Annotated in this window: 21 protein-coding genes; 16 read left to right on the top strand and 5 right to left on the bottom strand. The window is 56.1% G+C overall.

Annotated elements, in window-relative coordinates:
- Positions 1-3 precede the first annotated feature (3 nt).
- On the bottom strand, positions 4-714 hold the full coding sequence (locus BM029_RS09340) for a response regulator (RefSeq protein ID WP_092435080.1): 711 nt from the start codon (positions 712-714) through the stop codon (positions 4-6).
- A gap of 14 nt (positions 715-728) precedes the next feature.
- A complete protein-coding gene (locus BM029_RS09335; protein ID WP_244544979.1) occupies positions 729-2,105 on the bottom strand; it encodes an ATP-binding protein in 1,377 nt (458 codons plus the stop codon).
- Positions 2,106-2,344: 239 nt separating this feature from the next.
- On the opposite strand from BM029_RS09335, the gene BM029_RS09330 reads away from it, so the two are divergent.
- The 7 genes from BM029_RS09330 to BM029_RS09300 all read left to right on the top strand — a co-directional run bounded on the left by BM029_RS09330 (position 2,345) and on the right by BM029_RS09300 (position 10,086).
- Complete coding sequence (locus BM029_RS09330; RefSeq protein ID WP_244544978.1) at positions 2,345-3,511, top strand: efflux RND transporter periplasmic adaptor subunit; 1,167 nt, start codon at positions 2,345-2,347, stop codon at positions 3,509-3,511.
- A 12-nt stretch (positions 3,512-3,523) separates the two neighbouring features.
- On the top strand, positions 3,524-6,670 hold the full coding sequence (locus tag BM029_RS09325; RefSeq protein WP_092435071.1) for an efflux RND transporter permease subunit: 3,147 nt from the start codon (positions 3,524-3,526) through the stop codon (positions 6,668-6,670).
- Positions 6,670-8,076: an efflux transporter outer membrane subunit gene (locus BM029_RS09320; RefSeq protein ID WP_092435068.1), complete on the top strand. Its 1,407-nt coding sequence runs from the start codon at positions 6,670-6,672 to the stop codon at positions 8,074-8,076. The genes BM029_RS09325 and BM029_RS09320 overlap by 1 nt, the downstream gene beginning before the upstream one ends.
- 196 nt (positions 8,077-8,272) lie before the next feature.
- Entirely contained in the window at positions 8,273-8,941 is a 669-nt protein-coding gene (locus BM029_RS09315) for a LysE family translocator (RefSeq protein ID WP_244544977.1), read from the top strand.
- Between the two features lie 152 nt (positions 8,942-9,093).
- A complete protein-coding gene (locus BM029_RS09310; protein ID WP_092435064.1) occupies positions 9,094-9,405 on the top strand; it encodes a hypothetical protein in 312 nt (103 codons plus the stop codon).
- A gap of 72 nt (positions 9,406-9,477) precedes the next feature.
- Positions 9,478-9,687, top strand: coding sequence for a hypothetical protein (locus BM029_RS09305; RefSeq protein ID WP_092435061.1), 210 nt, complete (start codon positions 9,478-9,480; stop codon positions 9,685-9,687).
- A gap of 186 nt (positions 9,688-9,873) precedes the next feature.
- Positions 9,874-10,086, top strand: a complete 213-nt coding sequence (locus BM029_RS09300; protein WP_092435058.1) for a hypothetical protein — start codon at positions 9,874-9,876, stop codon at positions 10,084-10,086.
- A gap of 87 nt (positions 10,087-10,173) precedes the next feature.
- Here BM029_RS09300 and BM029_RS09295 read toward each other — a convergent pair whose 3' ends face one another.
- Positions 10,174-10,638 (bottom strand): RDD family protein, encoded by a 465-nt coding sequence (locus BM029_RS09295; RefSeq protein ID WP_092435055.1) that lies wholly within the window; start codon positions 10,636-10,638, stop codon positions 10,174-10,176.
- A 185-nt stretch (positions 10,639-10,823) separates the two neighbouring features.
- Here BM029_RS09295 and BM029_RS09290 point away from each other — a divergent pair, with 185 nt between their 5' ends.
- The 6 genes from BM029_RS09290 to BM029_RS26065 all read left to right on the top strand — a co-directional run bounded on the left by BM029_RS09290 (position 10,824) and on the right by BM029_RS26065 (position 14,152).
- Positions 10,824-11,099 (top strand): hypothetical protein, encoded by a 276-nt coding sequence (locus tag BM029_RS09290; RefSeq protein WP_092435052.1) that lies wholly within the window; start codon positions 10,824-10,826, stop codon positions 11,097-11,099.
- 68 nt (positions 11,100-11,167) lie between these two features.
- Entirely contained in the window at positions 11,168-11,503 is a 336-nt protein-coding gene (locus tag BM029_RS09285) for a hypothetical protein (protein WP_092435050.1), read from the top strand.
- Positions 11,504-11,642: 139 nt separating this feature from the next.
- A complete protein-coding gene (locus tag BM029_RS09280; protein WP_244544976.1) occupies positions 11,643-11,987 on the top strand; it encodes a hypothetical protein in 345 nt (114 codons plus the stop codon).
- A gap of 640 nt (positions 11,988-12,627) precedes the next feature.
- Positions 12,628-12,843, top strand: coding sequence for a hypothetical protein (locus tag BM029_RS09275; RefSeq protein WP_092435047.1), 216 nt, complete (start codon positions 12,628-12,630; stop codon positions 12,841-12,843).
- Between the two features lie 14 nt (positions 12,844-12,857).
- Positions 12,858-13,505 carry a dihydrofolate reductase family protein gene (locus tag BM029_RS09270; RefSeq protein WP_092435044.1) on the top strand — a complete coding sequence of 216 codons (648 nt, stop codon included), beginning with the start codon at positions 12,858-12,860 and terminating at the stop codon, positions 13,503-13,505.
- 299 nt (positions 13,506-13,804) lie between these two features.
- On the top strand, positions 13,805-14,152 hold the full coding sequence (locus BM029_RS26065) for a hypothetical protein (protein WP_211482456.1): 348 nt from the start codon (positions 13,805-13,807) through the stop codon (positions 14,150-14,152).
- A gap of 64 nt (positions 14,153-14,216) precedes the next feature.
- Here the strand turns inward: BM029_RS26065 and BM029_RS09260 are convergent, their stop codons facing one another.
- Positions 14,217-15,392 (bottom strand): ABC transporter substrate-binding protein, encoded by a 1,176-nt coding sequence (locus tag BM029_RS09260; protein ID WP_092435041.1) that lies wholly within the window; start codon positions 15,390-15,392, stop codon positions 14,217-14,219.
- Between the two features lie 209 nt (positions 15,393-15,601).
- Between BM029_RS09260 and BM029_RS09255 the strand changes: the two genes are divergently transcribed.
- Complete coding sequence (locus BM029_RS09255; protein WP_092435038.1) at positions 15,602-16,693, top strand: porin; 1,092 nt, start codon at positions 15,602-15,604, stop codon at positions 16,691-16,693.
- 340 nt (positions 16,694-17,033) lie between these two features.
- On the opposite strand, the gene BM029_RS09250 is transcribed toward BM029_RS09255, so the two are convergent.
- The gene (locus BM029_RS09250) at positions 17,034-17,888 is read right to left on the bottom strand and encodes an IclR family transcriptional regulator domain-containing protein (RefSeq protein WP_170851029.1); all 855 of its coding nucleotides are present in this window, start codon (positions 17,886-17,888) and stop codon (positions 17,034-17,036) included.
- A gap of 191 nt (positions 17,889-18,079) precedes the next feature.
- Between BM029_RS09250 and BM029_RS09245 the strand changes: the two genes are divergently transcribed.
- Positions 18,080-18,745 carry a 3-oxoacid CoA-transferase subunit A gene (locus BM029_RS09245; protein WP_092435036.1) on the top strand — a complete coding sequence of 222 codons (666 nt, stop codon included), beginning with the start codon at positions 18,080-18,082 and terminating at the stop codon, positions 18,743-18,745.
- The gene (locus BM029_RS09240) at positions 18,742-19,407 is read left to right on the top strand and encodes a CoA transferase subunit B (protein WP_092435033.1); all 666 of its coding nucleotides are present in this window, start codon (positions 18,742-18,744) and stop codon (positions 19,405-19,407) included. The genes BM029_RS09245 and BM029_RS09240 overlap by 4 nt, the downstream gene beginning before the upstream one ends.
- Positions 19,408-19,419 lie beyond the last annotated feature (12 nt).

Raw genomic sequence — 19,419 nt, 5'->3', positions numbered from 1 at the left:
AAACTACAGTTCGACGATTTCAAACTTGTAGCCGACACCGTAAATGGCGTGGATCACATTGCGACCGTCAAAGAACGGTTCAAGCTTGCGCCGCAGATTCTTGATATGGCTGTCGACCGCGCGATCGGTAACAGGGCGGTAATCGTCATGCAATTTATCCAGCAGCTGATCGCGCGAGAATACCCGGCCTGGCGTCGCAGCCAGCGCTTTCAGCAACCGGTATTCCTGCGGCGTCAGGTTAAGCGTCACGCCGTCGACGCTAGCGCAATGCAAGTCTTCATCGATACTCAACGCTGACGGCAATGCACTGAAGGAACGCTGGCGGCGCAGCATCGCTTTTACCCGTGCCACGATTTCGCGCGGGCTGAACGGCGTCTTGCAGATGTAGTCGTCCGCGCCCAGCTCCAAACCTTGCAGACGGTCTTCCTCGCCTATCCTGGCGCTCAGCATCAGGATAGGGACGTCGCTGAATTCCCGGAGTTCGCGGCAAATCTGCCAGCCGTCGCAGCCTGGCAGCATGATGTCGAGCAAAATCAGATCCGGCATCCGGCTACGTACCTGCGGCAAGGCTTCGCGGCCGTCGCTGATCCAGCGCGATGCATATCCCGCGGCGGTCAGGTATGTTTTGAGCAATTCGGCCATTTTCGGCTCGTCCTCGACAATCAGTATGTCGGCGGTGACGGGGGCGGAGAAGTGGAATGTATCTGTCGGCATAGTAAATATTCAACTCAGGCGAGACTGGCAGGCAGCCATATGCTCAGGCGCAGGCCGCCAAGAGCGGAAGCGTCGGCGCTGATGCTGCCTTCATGCGCTTCGACGATGTGCTGGCAAATCGCCAGTCCGAGACCAGCGCCGCCGTTGGCCCTGTTGCGTGACGCGTCGGCACGGAAGAAGCGCTCGAACAGACGTGGCAGCGCTTCCGGGGTGGTGCCCGGGGTGCTGTCGTCGAACTGCAGGAGCCAGTGATGCTGTTCGCGGCGGCAAGCGACTTGCAGGCGCCCGCCGCTGTCGGTGTAGCGCAAGGTGTTTTCCAGGATATTCTTGAACAATTGCTGCAGGCGGCCGGCGTCGGCATGTACCAGCATTGCTTGCTGCGGCAGATCGAGGGTCACCGCCAGGCCGTTTTCGCGATAGGTTTCCTCATAGGATTGCAAGCTGGTGCGTAGCAACGAGCCGATATCGATATCAGCCTTGCGGTAAGTCAGCGCGCCGACATCGGCCAGCGACAAGTCATACAAATCGTTGACCAGTTTGTTCAGCGTGGCAACCTCCGATTGCAAGGATTTGACGGTATCCATGCTGGGTTCCAGCAAACCGTCTTCTATCGCCTCCAGCTGGCCGTTCAATATTCCCAAAGGAGTGCGCAGTTCATGTGACACATCAGCCATGAAATTGCGCCGCATCCGTTCGTTACGTTCCAGTGTCAATGCCAGCTGATTGAAATCGGCGGACAGGCGGCCAACTTCATCTTGCGTCGCCACCTCGACCCGGGTTGTATAGTCGCCGCCGGCTAGCCGGTGGGTAGCCTTGGCCAGGCGGGTCAGCGGCGACAGCAAGACGTTGGCGATCTTGATGGCGATGAAACCGGTAAACAGAATCGACACCAGGCCGATCAGCAAGTGGGCCAGCCACTGCTTGTGCTGAAAACGCTGGTCGATCGCTGTGATCACGCTTTCGAAAGGCGTCAGCGCCACCCAGCCGATGATGGTGCCGTCGCGCATTATCGGGCGCGGTAAGGCATCCGCCTGCATGTCGCGGAAGCCGATCACGTATTTACGGTCGGCATCAAGCAGGGTAAAGCGCAGGTGAGCGCCGGTCAGGTCGGAGCCTGACGGCGAAGACTTGGATGACGGCGTGTCCGGATCGAGCTCGGGGCGGGTGCTGCGTAACAGGGAATACCAGATGCCGGGATTTTCTTTTATGAATTCCCAGCTGCCGTGTTCGCGATAGGATTGCTCCAGACGTGGCATAAGTTCTTCCATTCGTCCTTGCGCCTGCTCATTCAGGTAGCCGAGGAAATCATGGGTAAAACTGACGCGCGCAACCACACTCATGGCGAGAATCACCGCTACTGCCGTGGTTAGCATGGCATAGAAAAGCTTCAATCTGATGCTGGTTCCGGGCAAGGTGAGGCGCACGGGAAGGTCCTTGGAGGCGAGTCGATCTGCGGTGTAGGGTAGCAAGGAAGTCGGATCTTGGGAAGATTTTCAGGATTATGCGCTCCCTCAATATTCCTCCACATTTTGTTTTTATCATGCAGGCTCGATAAATTTCAAGATCGTAGCCATACCCTCGCGCAAGTTGAGAGGCGGCTGCGACTCCCGCCATGCTACAAAGAAAATCCTTGCCAAGACTGATGCTGATTCCGCTGTTGGTCACGTTCGTTCTGGGCGCTTGCTCAAGATCAGACGATGTACCCGCACCAAAAGCGCCTGCTGAGGTCGGTACCGTGACCGTGAAGCCGGAACCGCAGTCGGTATCGACGGAATTGCCTGGACGTACTGTCGCTTATCTGACGGCGGATATCCGACCGCAGATCAGCGGCATCATCCAGCGCCGGTTGTTTACAGAAGGCGCGAATGTCAAGCAAGGGCAAGCCTTGTACCAGATCGACCCTGCCACCTATCAGGCTGCCTACGATAGCGCCAAGGCGTCGGTGTCGAAAACGGAAGCGACGTTGCGCGCCTCGAAGTTGAAGGCGGAACGTTATATCGAGCTGAACAAGATAGATGCGGTCAGCAAGCAGGATAATGACGATGCGCAAAGCGTGCTGAGTGAAAACCAGGCGGCGCTGGAAGTCGCACGGGCTGCACTGAAGACAGCTGCGATCAACCTCGGCTTTACCCGCATTGCGGCACCGATCTCCGGCCGTATCGAAACCTCGACGGTCACGCCAGGCGCATTAGTGGTAGCACAGCAAAGCGTAGCGCTGACGACCATACAAAAGATAGATCCGATCTATGTCGACGTGACACAATCCAGCGTCGATGTGTTGCGCATGCGGCGCGAACTTGCCAGCGGCAATATCAAAGCGGTCGGCCGCGACGAAGCGCCGGTCAAGCTGGTACTGGAAGACGGCAGTGTTTATCCGAATCAGGGAAAGCTGAAATTCAGCGGCCTGAGCGTCAATACCGGCACCGGCATGATTACGCTGCGGGCCGAATTCCCTAATCCTGATGGCATCCTGCTCCCGGGCATGTATGTGCGGGCGCAATTAGAGGAGGCAGTCGATGAGACGGCCATCCTGGTGCCGCAAAAGGCTGTGACTCGCGATGCTACGGGTGCAGCGACGGTGTTGATTCTGAATGACGCCGGCAAAGTCGAACGGCGTGCATTGACAGTCGGCCGCGCCATCGGCAACCGCTGGTGGGTAAGTACCGGTTTGCAGGCGGGCGACAAGGTAATCGTCGACGGCTTGCAAAAAATCAGGGCGGGCGACAGCGTAAGTGCTGTCGACATGAGCGCCGGATCGTCGAAACCGTCGAAATCGTTGCAGATCACCGAGCGCTAAAGGGTAACTATCATGGCGCACTTCTTTATAAACCGGCCTATTTTTGCTTGGGTCCTGGCAATCGCCATCATGTTGGCAGGCGCGATTTCCATCGTTACGCTGTCACTGGAGCAGTATCCAGACATCGCGCCGCCGAAGATCAATATCCGGGCAAACTATGCTGGCGCGTCTGCCAAGACGCTGGAAGATTCGGTCACGCAAGTGATCGAGCAGCAACTGAAAGGCCTGGACAACCTGGAATACATGTCGGCCTCCAGCAGTTCTGCCGGCAGAACCAACATTACGTTGAATTTCAAGGCTGGAACCAATCCGGATGTGGCGCAGATGCAGGTGCAGAATAAATTGCAGCTAGCTACTTCCAGATTGCCGCAGGCAGTGCAAAGCACCGGCGTGACGGTGACCAAGGCAGCCAGCGATACCTTGATGATTGTTTCACTGGTCTCGGGCGATCCGAAGGTTACCGGGTTCGATATCGGCGATTTCATCGGCAGTACCCTGGTTGACCAGATTAGCCGCGTTGATGGCGTCGGCGATGTCACGACGTACGGTACCAATTACGCGATGCGCATCTGGCTGGATCCGGGAAAATTGCAAAAATACGCCTTGATGCCATCCGATATCAACCGCGCGCTGGAAGCGCAGAATGCGGAAATTTCGGCCGGACAGCTGGGCGGCCTGCCGCCAATCCCGGGGCAGCAATTGAATGCCACCATTACTGCCCGGAGCAAGCTGAGCACGCCGGAGCAGTTTCGCCAGATCATCGTGAAATCGTCGAGCGACGGTGCGGTGGTGCGGCTGCAGGACGTGGCGCGGGTAGAAATCGGCGCTGAAAGCTACGACGTCAAGGCACAGCAAAACGGCAGGCATTCGGCGGCGCTGGCGATACAGCTGGCGTCGGGCGCCAATGCCCTGGCGACGTCGAAGGCCGTACTGGCGAAGATGAAGGAGCTGGAGCCGTATTTTCCGCCCGCGATGAAACTCACCAGTGTCGTCAGTTACGACACTACGCCATTTGTCCGCGTATCCATCGAGGAAGTGGTCAAGACCTTGCTAGAGGCCATCGTGCTGGTGGTCCTCATCATGTATTTGTTCTTGCAGAACGTGCGTGCCACGTTCATTCCGGCGATCACGGTGCCGGTAGTTCTGTTGGGTACATTCGGAGTGCTCTCCCTATTCGGCTATTCGATCAATACCTTGACCATGTTCGGCATGGTGCTGGCCATCGGCCTGCTGGTCGACGATGCGATCGTGGTGGTGGAAAATGTCGAGCGCCTGATGGCAGAACAGTTGCTGAGCGCGAAGGAAGCGACGCGCAAAGCCATGTCCGAGGTAAGCGGTGCGCTGGTCGGCATCGCGCTGGTGCTGTCCGGCGTATTTGTGCCGATGGCCTTCTTCGGTGGCTCCACCGGCGTGATTTACCGCCAGTTTTCTATTACGATCGTATCGGCCATGGTCTTGTCAGTGCTGGTCGCATTGACGCTGACGCCGGCCTTGTGCGCAACCATGCTCATACCGCATGCGCATGGCCAGGCGGCGCAGAAAGGTTTCTTCGGTTGGTTCAACCGCACGTTTGAACGCAATGCCCGGCGTTACCAGTCCGGTGTGGCCGGGGTGTTGGGGCGCGGCCGCCGTAGCCTGTTGACCTATGTTTTGATTGTCGCTGCGATGGCGGTATGTCTGATGCGGTTACCTACTTCGTTCTTGCCGGACGAAGATCAAGGCATTCTGAACGCCCAGATCCAGCTGCCGGTGGGTGCAACCGAGGAGCAGACCACGCAGGTAATGCGCACGGTGCAGCAATATTTCCTGAAGCAGCCGGAAGTCATCGATGCTTTGCTGTCTGTCACAGGCTCTGGTTCTGGCGGCAATAGCCAGAATGTCGGGCGCGCGTTCATCAAGCTGCAGGATTGGGACAAGCGCAAGGATAAATCCCAGGGAGCGGCGCAGATTGCACGGAGGGCAAACCAGGATCTGGCAAAAATACGCGACGCCAGGATTTTCGTGACGTTACCGCCCGCGGTACGTGGCCTGGGGCAAAGTTCCGGCTTCGATCTCCAGATGAAGGATGTCGGCGGGGTTGGACATGAGGCGCTGGTGAAAGCTCGCGACACATTCATTGCGCTGGCGAGCAAAAGCGAAAAGCTGGCAAACGTGCGCACCACCGGCCTCGACGATACGCCCCAGTTCCGGATTGATATCGACGACAGCAAGGCCGGCGCGCTAAGCCTGAGTACGGCAGATATCAACGCCACCATGTCGACTGCGATGGGCGGCTCTTACGTCAACGATTTTCTGAATAATGGCCGCGTCAAACGCGTCTATGTACAGGGCGATGCGCCGTTCAGGATGCAGGCGGAGGATCTGAATCAATGGCATGTGCGCAATTCCGCGGGCCAGATGGTGCCGTTTTCCGCCTTTACCAGTTCCGCCTGGACCTACGGACCTTCCTTGCTGGAACGTTACAACGGCGTGTCGTCGTTTGGTATCGTCGGCGAACCGGCTCCAGGTGTCAGCTCCGGCGTGGCAATGCAAGAAGTGGAGCGCATCATGTCGGAGATGCAGGTCGGAATCGGCTATGAATGGACGGGACAGTCGTACCAGGAGCGCTTGTCCGGTTCACAAGCGCCCTTGCTGTATGCAGCGTCCATCCTGTTTGTGTTCCTGTGCCTGGCGGCCTTGTACGAAAGCTGGTCGGTGCCTTTTGCGGTGATCCTGATCGTACCGTTGGGGATCATCGGCACCGTGTTGCTGACCTCTGCCAGCGGCCTGTCCAACGATGTGTATTTCCAGGTCGGTTTGCTGACCACGGTGGGGCTGTCATGCAAGAACGCGATCCTGATCGTCGAATTTGCCAAGCAGTTGCACGAATCGGGAAAATCCTTGCTGGATGCAACGCTGGAAGCGGTACTTCTGCGTTTGCGGCCTATCTTGATGACGTCGCTGGCGTTCATGTTCGGCGTGCTGCCGCTGGCGCTTGCCAGCGGCGCCGGATCGGCCAGCCGGCGCGCTATCGGCACCGGTGTGCTGGGTGGCACCATATCTGCAACGTTGCTGGGGATTTTCTTTACGCCCCTGTTTTATTATTTGATCTGTCGGCTGATGCAAAGGCGTAAAGCCGCCACGCCGCCGGTGGCAGAACCGCAAAAGGCAGGTGAGTGATGCGCAATTGCTTATTGATACCCGGTCTGGCGATATTGCTTGGCGGCTGCGTCAACCTGGCGCCCGATTATGCGCAGCCGATCGCGCCGGTGCCGGCTACCTGGCAAGGTACGAACGGTACAGAGGGCACAATGGCGGAAACCGCCGATGCGATTGACTGGCGCAGCTTCTTCATGGATGCCCGCCTACGCGAAGTGATAGCGTTGACGCTGGCGAATAATCGGGATTTGCGGGTAGCTGTCCTGAACATAGAAAAGGCCCGCGCGCAGTACAGGATTCAGGATGCCTCCAGATATCCGGCGCTTGGCGTAGTTGCCGGCGGCAGCGTGACGCGCACGCCTGCCGATCAGACCGGTGGCAACGCGGCGGTGATTGCGCGTAACCAGAGCGTGCAACTGGGCTTCAGTTCATATGAATTGGATTTTTTCGGGCGCTTGAAAAATCTTAGCGCAGCGGCGTTGGCGTCTTATCAGTTCAACGTCGAGACGCAGCGTAGCGTGCAGATCAGCCTGGTGGCAGAAGTCGCCGGCGCCTGGCTGACGCTGGCTGCCGATAATGAACGCCTACAGCTGGCTGCCAGTACATTGAAGAGCCAGCAGATTTCTTATGAGCTGAGCCAGCGCAGTCACGCTATTGGTTCTACCTCGGGTCTCGATTTGTCGACGGCGCAGGCAAGCGTCGAATTGGCGCAGGTAGATCTTGGTACTTTCACCAGCCAGGTGCAGCAGGATATCAACGCGCTAAATCTGCTGGCCGGCATTGCGGTGCCGGCGCATTTGCTGCCCGATCGCATCCCCGATGCATCCACGCTACTGCTGGCGGCACCGGCAGAGCTTTCCTCCGCGTTGTTGCTGAAGCGGCCCGATGTGCTGGCCGCGGAACAGACGCTTATCGCCGCCAATGCCGATGTCGGCGCGGCGCGAGCGGCATTTTTCCCAAGTATTACGCTCACGGCACAGGGCGGGACCGCCAGCAGCAGTCTGTCTGGCTTGTTCACGGCAGGGAGCGGCGCATGGAGTTTCCCGCCGTCGATCAATGTTCCGATTTTCAACGCCGGCAGCAATCGTGCAAGCCTCGATGCCGCGAAAATAACCAAGGACATCGATATCGCCAATTATGAAAAGACAATCCAGGTCGCGTTCAGGGAAGTGGCCGATGCCCTGGCCCAGCGTGCCACCCTCGATCAACGCCTGGGTGCACAACAGCGACTGGTCGACGCCTCAGCCAAAAGCTATCGTCTGTCGGAGGCGCGTTACCGCAGCGGCATCGACAGCTATCTCAATTCGCTGGTGGCGGAACGCAGTTGGTACGGCGCGCAGCAAAACCTGATCTCTCTGCGTCTGGTCGAGCAGAATAACCGGATCAATTTATACAAGGCGATGGGCGGTGGCTGGAGTAGCTCCTGATGCCGCGTCCAGGGGCTACAGATTGTTTTGATGTTTGATGAGGTGTCTGACGCCAGTCAATAATTTGATAAATTGACTTTGTGTTAATGATTTTGCATGGCGCCAGCGGTGTCGCTTGTACAGTTGACGCCATTTCCACCGGGACAGTTTGTGCGGCGGAGCTCTGTCGAACCGGATGAGATCGTGATAGCCTTTCATGAGTCCAGACTCGAAAGCCCACGCGATGAATACCCAGACTGTTCTCACCTTTACCGCATTCGCGGCATTGTCGATCCTTAGCCCGGGGCCATCCATCCTGCTGTCCCTGCGCAACGGTGCTACTTATGGTCCGCGTTCGGTGATGTGGTCCGGGCTGGGCAATATTTCCGGCGTATTCTGCCTGTCCACTGCAGCGATCCTTGGACTGGGCGTATTGCTCAAGTCGTCGGCCATGCTGTTTTTTGCGGTCAAGATTTGCGGCGCGCTCTATCTGTTTTATATCGGCATCCGGCATTTGTTCGCCGGCTCGACCGGACTCGCTTATGAGTCGGAAACAGGCCAGGCCGGAATTGCTCCGCCTCCTCGCAAACTGTATGGCGAAGCCTTCCTGACGGCGGCAACCAATCCCAAGGCCGTGCTGTTTTTTACCGCGCTTTTCCCACAGTTCATCAATGCCCAGGCGCCTTTGCTTTCCCAGTTCCTTATCCTCATGGCGATCTTCATGAGTTTGTCCTATACGACACACCTGAGCTACGCTCTGATCGCCTCCCGCGCCAGAAACCTGCTGTTGAAGCCGGTATTTGCAAAGTGGGTAAATCGCGTGGTGGGAGCAGCGTTCATTTCATTCGGCTCTTTGCTGCTGGCGTTACGACGCCAGACATCCTGATTCGATTTGATCCGATTTGATCGTGCATGGCAAAGAATTTTCCGAATTGTAATCGTTTGTAAGGACGGTCAACAGCATCTTCCTGGCAGTCGTTTATTGCTCAAGCCCTCGGGAATTACCGAGGTAACCAGGAAAATTTAAAAGGTGCACAAATGAACAAATTAATCGCTACTCTGATCGCCGGCCTGTTCGCTACTTCCGTTTTCGCACAAGCTTCTGCTCCTGCTGCGCCAGTAGCGCCGGCAGCAGCTGCAACAACAACTCAAGCCGCCAAGGCAGATGTGAAAGCAAGCAAGGTTGAAACTAAAACCGCTGCAAAGACTGACGCCAAGGTAGCAACGACTGAAGCCAAGGCGAAGGCCAAGAGCACGAAGGCGAAGGTCCATCACACAGCGGCAAAAACCGAAGCGAAAGCACAACCAGCTGTAGTCAAGGCAGACGTCAAGGAAGCTGCACCTAAGTAATCAAGGCGGAACGCACCACAAGAGACAGGGCAGCCTGTCTCTTTTATTTGTTAATGCTTTAAGGAGTGGCTCATGGGTATTTTGGAAGAAGTAATTGGTGCAGTAGTGGCGGTTGAAGGCGTTAAGAAGCTGGATCCGAACGCTTCGATATTCACCGAAGGCATAGCGGCGATTGCCGGCTACAAGGGTGTGGAAGCAATCACCGAACGTCTGGAAAACAAAGAGGACGATAACAAAGACGGCGATAGCGAAGAGGGTAATAACCCTCAACAACCTGCCTGAGGCCTTAAGCAAGTCAAAATAGGAGGAATCTTCTCGATCGGGAAGATTCCTTTTTTTTGTTTTGAATTTTGACGCTGCATGACTTCACTTCCACTACTACTGCCAGTGATAAAGTTAAAAGACAAATCGCAGAAAATATGTCACTGTAAGACCTGATGGCGGTTTCGTGCCGGGACAGGGGAAAAGATGAAAATGACTTATTGGATTGCCGAAAGCGTAGAGGGTGACAAGACAGACGCAATCATTGCAAGAACCAAGCATGATTGCGAACAGAAAGTCCTGGCTTATGCAAGCGCTTCAGAGTACCGCCAGCCTGTAAAGAAATCCTTCCTCTACGACGATGTATTCGATTTGTTCGAAATGGCAACGGCTAAAGATGGCGGGCGTGGAATGGGGTAGACCGGTTGCGTTTTTTTGCTTCCATATGCCGTTAGTTGTAGTAACCGCAGTGGACGGACCCTGTCCTGCAATTTAACTGCATGAATGTTAGTCTCCAAATTTTACCGGTTCAGTACCTCTGTTTTTCCGCCGCACCACAACGGTTCCGGCAAGCTTGTCATGCCATCCCTGCTTGCGTTTATCGATTCCCACCCAGATAAGTCCAAGACAAAAGGGAATTGTCGAAACGAAATAGCCTACATAGCGGATTGCATTCTGCTGGAAGCTTGGCTTCCCGCCGGTTTTTGCGTCGACGATGGACGCACCTATCGCCATCTTCCCCGGAGTCGCCTGTCTTGCGTACCAGAATGCGATGATAACGATCGCCGGTAACACGTAAGAAATCAAGATATTTGCCGGCCCGCTAAGCGTCACGCCGGATGCCAGATTTTCACTTCCATAAATGGCGAACAGGATCGGAAAAATCACGACCAGCATCAAGACGGTATCAATCAAGCTGGCCCACACTCTTAGCCAAAATCCGACATATTCGAATTCGGTCGATTCATTCATTTTTTTTCCTGTCTTTATTCTGTAGCGCTGAAATTCACCGGATGCGTTTTTTTGATAGATAGCGCATCCACCTGCCCAATTGTAATGGAATGTAAGGGTGGTCAACAGCTTCCTTGCACCACGCGTTTATAGCACAAGGCCTCAGGAATCTCTTGAGGAAATCTAGATAACGTAAAGGTGCACAAATGAATAAGTTACTCGCTACTCTGATCGCCGGTTTGTTCGCTACTTCTGTTTTTGCTCAAGCGGCTGCTCCAGCTGCACCGGCCGCTCCTGCTGTCGCGGCTTCAGCCGCAGTAACCACACCAGCGGCAAAGATTGACGCAAAAGCCGTGGATGCTAAAACCGCTACCGCTGCAACCAAGGTGAAGGCTCACCATACAACTGTAAAGGCTAAAGCCAAGACCAAAGCAAGCTCTACAGAAGTCAAGGCAGATGTGAAAGAAGCTGCACCTAAATAATTAATCAATTCAATGCAGATTCAAAGAGGCAGGCTCGTCCTGCCTCTTCTGTTTCAGGAGAATCAAAAATGAAAAAAATTCTGGCCCTCGCTGCAGGATTGATCACAGGCGCCGCTCTGATGAGCGCGGCAGCACCGGCTTCGGCTCAGGTTGATGTCGGCGTTAATGTCCGGTTGCCCGGTGTGTATGTGGCGCCTGCGCCAGTCTATGTCCAGCCGCGTCCGGTGTATGTCGAGCCGCGTCCGGTGTACATAGAGCCGGAACGCGAGGGGGAATGGCATGAACGTCGTGTGCGGGCCCGCGAATGGCGAGAAAACGAAGCACGCCGCGAGCATCGCGACCATGACGGTCATGACGGCCATCGCGACGACGATCATGGCGACCGCCGCGGTCGCGACAATTAAGCGCGCATATTGCGCGGTTACGGCCGGTTACGACAGAAACATTTTATATCGTAGGCGCAGCGATGCGAGCTGGCGTTAATCAAGGGCTGCACCAGCCATTTTGGCATTCGGAACCACAGACAAAAAAAGGAGATACATCATGTTCAAGTCCAATCGCTCAGGAAAAGCAATCGTTCTCACCGCATTGGTCGCGGTCTTCGCCAGCGCAGCCGGTAGTGCAATGGCAGACACAACGTGGCAAAAGGATCATCCGCGCCGCGAACAGGTTAACAATCGCCTGAATAACCAGAATAAACGCATCCACAATGAAGTCAAAGAAGGCGAAATAAGCAAAGCCCAGGCCAAGACCTTGCACAAAGACGATCATGCGATCCGCCAGGAAGAACGCGATATGGCGAAACAAAACGGTGGCCATATCACCAAGTCGGAACAAACGGTATTGAATCAACAGGAAAATGGCGTCAGCAGGCAGATCGGCAAGTAGCTGGAACGGGCGGTAGCCGGGTTGCAATTGAACGGCAACAGCGGATAGAGCCTGGTTGCCGTTCTACCTGCCGTCGAACGGCAATGCCAATGCCCGGGCCGGGTTGACGTGTTTTTACAACATGAGGTAGATGACGTTGGTTGCCTCGCGTTTGTCATCTTTATGTCACATGGCTTGTAGAAAATTCAAATCAGCAGGGTTTCAGTAATGAATAATGCGATCGAATCGCAATTTTTATGACAAGAGTGCTGACATGAGAACATTTTTACATTTGTATCGTTACTACCGGAAAGGTGGTTACCGCGTACTTCCGGCAGTGAAAAGAGCTAATCGCGCCTGGAATCACGGATTTTAAAGTTTTTGATAAATGCCGCCATAGGTCCGGTAGCGCATCCTTTCTTTCCCCCGGCCTGTTCATCGTCGAATTCGGTGAGCAGGCGCCCCTGTCTTGCGGCGGATTCATGCGGATTCTTCAGGAACGATTCCGTACGGCAAATATCATTACTTAAAATTTAATACGATTGCCTGATATTTGGTTTGCGCGCCTGGATAACTCGTTAACACATCGCGAATACGTTTGAGACTGATCGCGGACAGTGCTAGGATAACCGTCTAGCTGATCCTGTCTGGAGCAATCGTCATGGATAGTCCCGAGCTGAAAATCACCGAAGCCAGCCGTTTGCACGATCTCGCAAAAAATAAATATCTCACCGAAATATCCCGGGAACAGCGCGATCCCGCGGTAATCGAAAAATTGAGATTTGAGATGGATGCCGCGCTCAAGAATTTTGTCGATTCGACGAATGAAGTTGATCTGGATCATCCTGCACCGTCTCGGGCCAACGGCACCGGTTGAGAGAGTCTGCCGCCATGTCCAAACTCCGGGTTCACGCCTTCACCCTATCCCTTGACGGCTACGGTGCCGGCCCCGATCAAAGTCTCGAGAATCCGCTCGGTGTCGGCGGCGTAGCGTTGCACGAGTGGGCCTTCGCCACCCGAACCTTTCAGCAGATGTTTGGTAATGAGGGTGGCTCGACTGGCGTAGAGGACAACATAGCCGCACGCGGGTTCGATAACATAGGTGCCTGGATCATGGGGCGCAACATGTTCGGGCCCGTCAGAGGTGCGTGGCCCGACGATACATGGAAGGGATGGTGGGGCGACAATCCACCGTATCACACGCAGGTTTTTGTGCTGACCAACCACGCCCGGCCATCGATCACGATGGATGGCGGCACCGTATTCCACTTCGTTACCGACGATATCCACGCTGCACTTCAGCTTGCCACCGTTGCTGCCGGCGGCCAGGATATCCGGCTCGGCGGCGGTGTCGCCACGATTCGGCAATACCTTCGCGCCGGACTCATAGACGAACTGCACCTCGTTATCGCCCCGGTCCTTCTCGGCTCCGGAGAACATCTTCTTACCGGCATCGACTTGCCAAAACTCGGTTATCAATGCACCGAATATGTTCCGACACAGCATGCGGCCCATGTCGTCCTGACGAAGACGCAATAACACCGCTAGACCGCTGAAGTTAATCTGGCTTTGCGCCTGACCAATGGATTCATGCTTGTTTCCATGAACAGTGTCGAACTTAAGTTTTTGTTATGTATCCAGATCAAGTACTGTGTTAAATTTATGGCAATTATTATAAAGTGCTGATTGACGATACATCCTCTAGTTGCTGCTATGTAATTTGCCTGAGGATCTCCTGTCAATCCAGCCCGGTAGAAGGCGCATTTTGGTTGGTGGCGAAATCGGCGACAGACCGAGATGAAAACCAATTCTCGTTGTTTTAGGATTCAGGGGAAACGATGCTTTTAAAATATTCTGAGAGCCAGTCCGCACCGTCGGCAGCAACAGAGACAGCCGGGAAGGAGCCTCCCACTACTGCAGAGAGCATTCTTGCCCGCTCACTCTTTTACCGTCTCAAGCGCGATGTCCTGGAGCTTGTCGCCAACATGAACCATGGCGTCAGCCACAACGATTGCGAAATCATCAAACGCCAAACCATGTTCGTGCAGTCGCAGCTACTGCATAGCCTGTACAACGATCCGTCCCTGGCGGCGGATCTCAAAATTCTCCTGATGGACTACCACGCGAAAAGTATTCGAGCGACGGTGGGTGACCGGCGTGGAGAGAATTTGAGGGATAAATCTTAGGTCTTGGCAGGTACAAAAATGGCGCGTCCAGCTGTTGCCGACGCGCCAGTCCAGTCGATGATTCTTATTTGCCCGGATCTTTTTGATCGGTGAATTTGTCGAACTCGACGTTGTACGGTTCACCGTTGACCTTTTCTACCTTGCGCACATACACGGTCTGGATCACGTCACGCGTAGCCGGATCGATAGCAAGAGGACCGCGCGGGCTGTTCAACTTGATGTTCTTCAAGATGGCCATGGCCTGGTCGCCGTCGATCTTGCCGTTCAGCTTGCGCGCTACTTCATAAATAGCTGCCATGCCATCGTAAGCAGCGACTGCCATGAAGTTAGGGCGCCCGCTCTTTGGATTTGCATCCGCAAAGCTCTTCAGGAAAGCCTGGTTCTCCGGCGACTTGTGTGCAGCCGAATAGTGGAAAGTGGTGATCACGCCCAACGTCGCATCGCCCATTGCCGGCAGCACATGGTCGTCGGTCAGGTCGCCGGTAGCGATCACCTTGATGCCCGCTTCGGCCAGGCCGCGCTCGCGGTAGCCTTTCATGAAGGCGATACTCTGTTCACCGGCTGGCACGAAGATAAACACGGCGTCCGGTTTGGCGTCCTTGATGCGCTGGATGTATGGCGAGAAATCAGGGTTGCGCAGCGGGACGCGGATCGCTTCGGTCACGGTGCCGCCACCCTTGAGCAACTCAGTCTTGAATGCGGCCTCTGCATCGATGCCAGGCCCGTAGTCGGCCACCAGCGTCACCACTTTCTTGATGTTGTTCTTCACCGCCCAGGTTGCCATCGGCGCCGAGACTTGCGGCAGGGTCATCGAGAAGCGGACGATGTAGTTGGACTTGGTGGTGATGGCGGAGGTAGCCGCGTTCATGATGATCATCGGTTTCTTCGCCTGCTCTGCGATAGGAGCGACGGCCAGCGCTTCCGGCGTCAGGCCAAAGCCGGTCAGGAAATCAACCTTGTTGCGCACTACCAGTTCCTGCGCCAGGCGCTTGGCTATTTCCGGCGAAGGGCCGGTGGTGTCCTTGATGATGATCTCGATTTTTTTGCCGGCCACGGTATCGCCGTGCTGCGCCATATAGGCTTTGATGCCGCCTTCCATCTGCTTGCCGTAATCCGCGAAAGGGCCGGAGAACGCGGCAATCACACCGATCTTAATGCTGTCCTGTGCATATGCCGGCGACACCGCGGCGTAGTTTACGGCCGCCAGTGTTGCTAACGCCAAAATTTTTTTCATCATCATTTTTGTCTCCCGTCTGCTGCTGTTTTTGTCTATGAAGAATGGACTGCCGCGATCTCCGCGTCGTACGCATTGTCGCAAATCCGGATGAGCAGCGTTTGTTGACAACGCTACGTGACATCCATATTATCCAATTCACGTGCGATTAACAACCTATTGTTCGATTATCGCACGACAACGAAGATTTAATAAAACAACATCGGGAGACAAGAATGAAAAGCACTATCCGTTGCGCGATCGCGCTTCTGGGCGGGATGAGCGCGTCTGTAGCAATGGCGCAAAGTTCTGTAACGGTTTATGGCCTGGTCGACACCGGGCTGGTCTACACGACCAATGTCAACGCTGCCGGCAGTTCGGCCGTCAAGATGCCTTCGCTAACGGGTTCCTTCCCTTCGCGGCTGGGCTTCAAAGGCGTCGAAGATCTCGGCGGCGGGCTGCAGGCGATCTTCACGCTGGAGGCTGGATTGGCAGTGGACACTGGCGCTATGGGGCAGGGCAACCGCCTGTTTGGCCGCCAGGCTTTGGTGGGACTGAAAGGTGGATTTGGCACTGTATCGTTGGGTCGCCAGATCAACATGACCTATATCGCCACGCTGAAATCCGACGTGCTGGGACCAAACCTGTTCTCGATCGGCAGTATCGACAGTTACCTGCCGAATGCCCGCAGCGATAATTCCATCAGTTATCTGGGCAACTTCAACGACTTCGTGGTCGGCGCCACCTACAGTACTGGTCGCGACGCGTCGGCCACGGGCGGCCCGGCCGCCACCGGCTGTCCAGGGGAAGTGGCCGGAAACTCCAAGGCCTGCCGCCAGATAACTGGTTTGATCGGTTATGAGACCAAGCCCTTTGGCCTGAATGCCTCCTACGACATCTTGTATGGCAATACCGGTGCGGCAGGTGGTTTGACCAGCAGTGACAACAGCGACCGCCGCGTTACCGTCAATGGCTATGTGATGGTGGGCGAGGGCAAGATAGGCGGCGGCGTGATCGATCGCACTACGCGCGCCGTGACTGGGCTGACGGAATCGGACCTGTACTACCTGGGTGTGAGTTATCCGGTGACGCCGCTAACCACGCTTGACGTCCAGGCATCGCATCTCGACGTCAAGCATCGCGATGCCGACGCCACGCTGCTGGTAGCGCGTTTGACCTACTACCTCTCGAAACGCACAGCCATCTATGGCGCATTGGGCCGTATGCAAAATTCCGGCACATCGGCATTGGCGCTGGACGCGGGTGGAACGGTAGGCGTGGGTAAATCGCAGAATGGCGTGATGACCGGCCTGCGTCATACGTTTTAAGGAGCTATTCGAAATCTGTTTGCAATGCCGAAGTATTTTACGGCATGTGCGAGGAGTAGCCCGAACTAACCGGGGTCAGAGTGAACTTTCGGTATGCTTTACCGCCGAAACTTCACTCTGACCCCGCTTAGTGGACCACGGAGTAGAAGTGGTAAAACGCGAAGAAACAAACCTGCGTGAAGTGAACTACCGTTCTCCGTAGCCGTGATGTGGGGTCAGAGTCAAGTTTCGCGATACGGCCTGCGAAAGTCGACTCCGACCCCAGATCACTATGTCGTCGATGCGCATCTGGATATCGTAACTTGTGTAGTTACTTATGTTCGGCGAGGGGCGTTGCCGCTTAAGGCAGCAGGATGGACAACTCCTGGGCGCCGCGTAACAGCACGGGCAGGAACTCCTGTTCCAACTGCTTGACACTGACACGCGCTACCTGCGCGCCCACGTTCAACGCCGCCAGGACTGTGCCCGATGCACCGCGCACCGGCACTGCTATCGAGCGCAAACCAAGTTCCAATTCCTCATCGATGACAGCGTAACCAGCTTGACGTACGTCAGCCAGGATCGCACGCAGCCGCTTGACGCTGGTTACCGTGTTTTCAGTCAGCGGCCGCAGTTTGGTGCGGGCCAGATACTGGTCAAGCTCGGCTGGTGGCATGTGCGCCAGCATTACGCGTCCGAGAGACGTACAGTAGGCGGGCAGGCGGCTGCCGGTGTTCAGCGCAACCGACATCACGCGTGAGGTGGCGGCGCGGGCTACGTACAGTATTTCATCATCGTCCAGCACCGCCAGCGAGCTCGATTCATTCAACGTGCGACTGATATTGTTCAGACAAGGTTGGGCCGATACCGTCAGCGGCGTCGACGACAAATAGGAGTAGCCTAGAGTCAGCACCTTGGGGCGCAGCGAGAAATTGTTCAGCTCTGCGTCCACATAACCCAATTCGCGCAGCGTATGCAGGCAGCGTCGCACGGCTGCGCGCGGGATACCGGTTTTCTGGCTGATGTTGGCGATGGTTTGCGGCTTACGTGAATCGCTGAATGCCTGTACCACGGCAAGGCCGCGTGCCAGCGACGTCATGAAGCTAGGGTCGGCCATCGCGTCGATCTGTTCGGCGATGCTGGGTTCGTGCTCCTCTGCGCCTGCCTCTATTGTCTCTGCGATGAGGCGGGCTTTGGTGGTTGTGGTCTTGGACATGGTGTGATTTTAATGCAGGAGTTGGCTTCGAAAGGTGTTTTTTTTCTTGACCTGGGTGGTAACTGCTAGATACACTAAACGTTCGGTAATCAATCATTAGTTCGATTATCGCACACAATTGTATGTTTGGCTAAGACAGCCGGCAGCGCACGATGGCAAATCTGCGGCCGTGCGCATCACCGAGACGGAATATGATCGACAAAACATTTGAATCAATCGAGCGCGCCGTGGCCGACATTCATGACGGCGCGACCGTCATGATCGGCGGCTTTGGCAACGCCGGCATGCCGGCTGCCCTGATCGACGCGCTGATTGAACAAGGTGCGCGCGAGCTCACCATCGTCAACAACAACGCTGGCAACGGCGACACCGGATTGGCCGCGCTGCTGGCGGCGGGCCGGGTGCGCAAGATTATTTGCTCCTTCCCGCGCCAGGCCGATTCCCAGCATTTCGACGCGCTGTACCGCGCCGGCAAGATCGAGCTGGAACTGACCCCGCAGGGCAACCTGGCCGAACGCATCCGCGCGGCCGGCGCCGGCATCGGCGGTTTCTTTACGCCGACCGGCTACGGCACGCTGCTGGCCGCCGGCAAGGAGACGCGCGAGATCAATGGCCGCATGTACGTGCTGGAGTCGCCGATCCATGCCGATTTTGCGCTGATCAAGGCGCTGCATGGCGACCGCTGGGGCAATCTCGTGTACCGCAAGACCGCGCGTAATTTCGGTCCCATCATGGCGATGGCGGCCAAAGTTACCGTGGCCCAGGTGCAGAAAGTGGTGGCGCTGGGCGAGCTGGATCCGGAAGCGATCATAACGCCCGGCATCTTTGTGCAACGTGTGGTGCAGGAGGCAGCATGACGAACCAGAATCCGAACTCGACTCGTTATACCCGCGAACAAATCGCCGCCCGTGTGGCGCAGGATATCCCTGAAGGCGCTTACGTCAATCTGGGGATAGGCTTGCCGACCAAGGTCGCCAACTACCTGCCGACCGAGCGCGAAGTGTTCCTGCACAGCGAAAACGGTTTGCTCGGCATGGGCCCGGCGCCGGCGCCCGGCGAGGAGGACGACGACTTGATCAATGCCGGCAAGCAGCCGGTGACGCTGCTGGTCGGCGGCGCCTATTTCCACCATGGAGATTCGTTCGCCATGATGCGCGGCGGCCATCTGGATATCTGCGTATTAGGCGCCTTCCAGGTAGCAGCCAACGGCGACCTGGCCAACTGGCACACCGGCGCGCCGGATGCGATTCCGGCTGTCGGCGGCGCAATGGACCTGGCCATCGGAGCCAAGCAGGTGTTCGTAATGATGGATCACCAGACCAAGACCGGCGAAAGCAAGATCGTGGAACAGTGCAGTTATCCGCTGACCGGTGTGGCCTGCGTCAACCGCATCTATACCGACATGGCCGTGCTGGACGTTACACCGGTCGGGCTTGCGGTGCTGGAAATGGCGCCTGGATTGAGCTTTGAAGAATTGCAGGCCGCGACCGCAGCAACTTTGCTGCCGCCGGCGAAATGAGCGAGGACAACA

The organism is Collimonas sp. OK607 (genome assembly GCF_900111995.1).
GTDB lineage: Bacteria > Pseudomonadota > Gammaproteobacteria > Burkholderiales > Burkholderiaceae_D > Collimonas.
The sequence above is the reverse complement of the archived record's forward strand: the minus strand, read 5'-3'. Positions and strand labels throughout refer to the sequence as shown.

Coding starts and splice junctions, on each gene's coding strand:
- BM029_RS09340 (WP_092435080.1), bottom strand. CDS start 714: ATGCCGACAGATACATTCCACTTCTCCGCCCCCGTCACCGCCGACATA.
- BM029_RS09325 (WP_092435071.1), top strand. CDS start 3,524: ATGGCGCACTTCTTTATAAACCGGCCTATTTTTGCTTGGGTCCTGGCA.
- BM029_RS09320 (WP_092435068.1), top strand. CDS start 6,670: ATGCGCAATTGCTTATTGATACCCGGTCTGGCGATATTGCTTGGCGGC.
- BM029_RS09315 (WP_244544977.1), top strand. CDS start 8,273: ATGAGTCCAGACTCGAAAGCCCACGCGATGAATACCCAGACTGTTCTC.
- BM029_RS09310 (WP_092435064.1), top strand. CDS start 9,094: ATGAACAAATTAATCGCTACTCTGATCGCCGGCCTGTTCGCTACTTCC.
- BM029_RS09305 (WP_092435061.1), top strand. CDS start 9,478: ATGGGTATTTTGGAAGAAGTAATTGGTGCAGTAGTGGCGGTTGAAGGC.
- BM029_RS09300 (WP_092435058.1), top strand. CDS start 9,874: ATGAAAATGACTTATTGGATTGCCGAAAGCGTAGAGGGTGACAAGACA.
- BM029_RS09295 (WP_092435055.1), bottom strand. CDS start 10,638: ATGAATGAATCGACCGAATTCGAATATGTCGGATTTTGGCTAAGAGTG.
- BM029_RS09290 (WP_092435052.1), top strand. CDS start 10,824: ATGAATAAGTTACTCGCTACTCTGATCGCCGGTTTGTTCGCTACTTCT.
- BM029_RS09285 (WP_092435050.1), top strand. CDS start 11,168: ATGAAAAAAATTCTGGCCCTCGCTGCAGGATTGATCACAGGCGCCGCT.
- BM029_RS09280 (WP_244544976.1), top strand. CDS start 11,643: ATGTTCAAGTCCAATCGCTCAGGAAAAGCAATCGTTCTCACCGCATTG.
- BM029_RS09275 (WP_092435047.1), top strand. CDS start 12,628: ATGGATAGTCCCGAGCTGAAAATCACCGAAGCCAGCCGTTTGCACGAT.
- BM029_RS09270 (WP_092435044.1), top strand. CDS start 12,858: ATGTCCAAACTCCGGGTTCACGCCTTCACCCTATCCCTTGACGGCTAC.
- BM029_RS26065 (WP_211482456.1), top strand. CDS start 13,805: ATGCTTTTAAAATATTCTGAGAGCCAGTCCGCACCGTCGGCAGCAACA.
- BM029_RS09260 (WP_092435041.1), bottom strand. CDS start 15,392: ATGATGATGAAAAAAATTTTGGCGTTAGCAACACTGGCGGCCGTAAAC.
- BM029_RS09255 (WP_092435038.1), top strand. CDS start 15,602: ATGAAAAGCACTATCCGTTGCGCGATCGCGCTTCTGGGCGGGATGAGC.
- BM029_RS09250 (WP_170851029.1), bottom strand. CDS start 17,888: ATGTCCAAGACCACAACCACCAAAGCCCGCCTCATCGCAGAGACAATA.
- BM029_RS09245 (WP_092435036.1), top strand. CDS start 18,080: ATGATCGACAAAACATTTGAATCAATCGAGCGCGCCGTGGCCGACATT.
- BM029_RS09240 (WP_092435033.1), top strand. CDS start 18,742: ATGACGAACCAGAATCCGAACTCGACTCGTTATACCCGCGAACAAATC.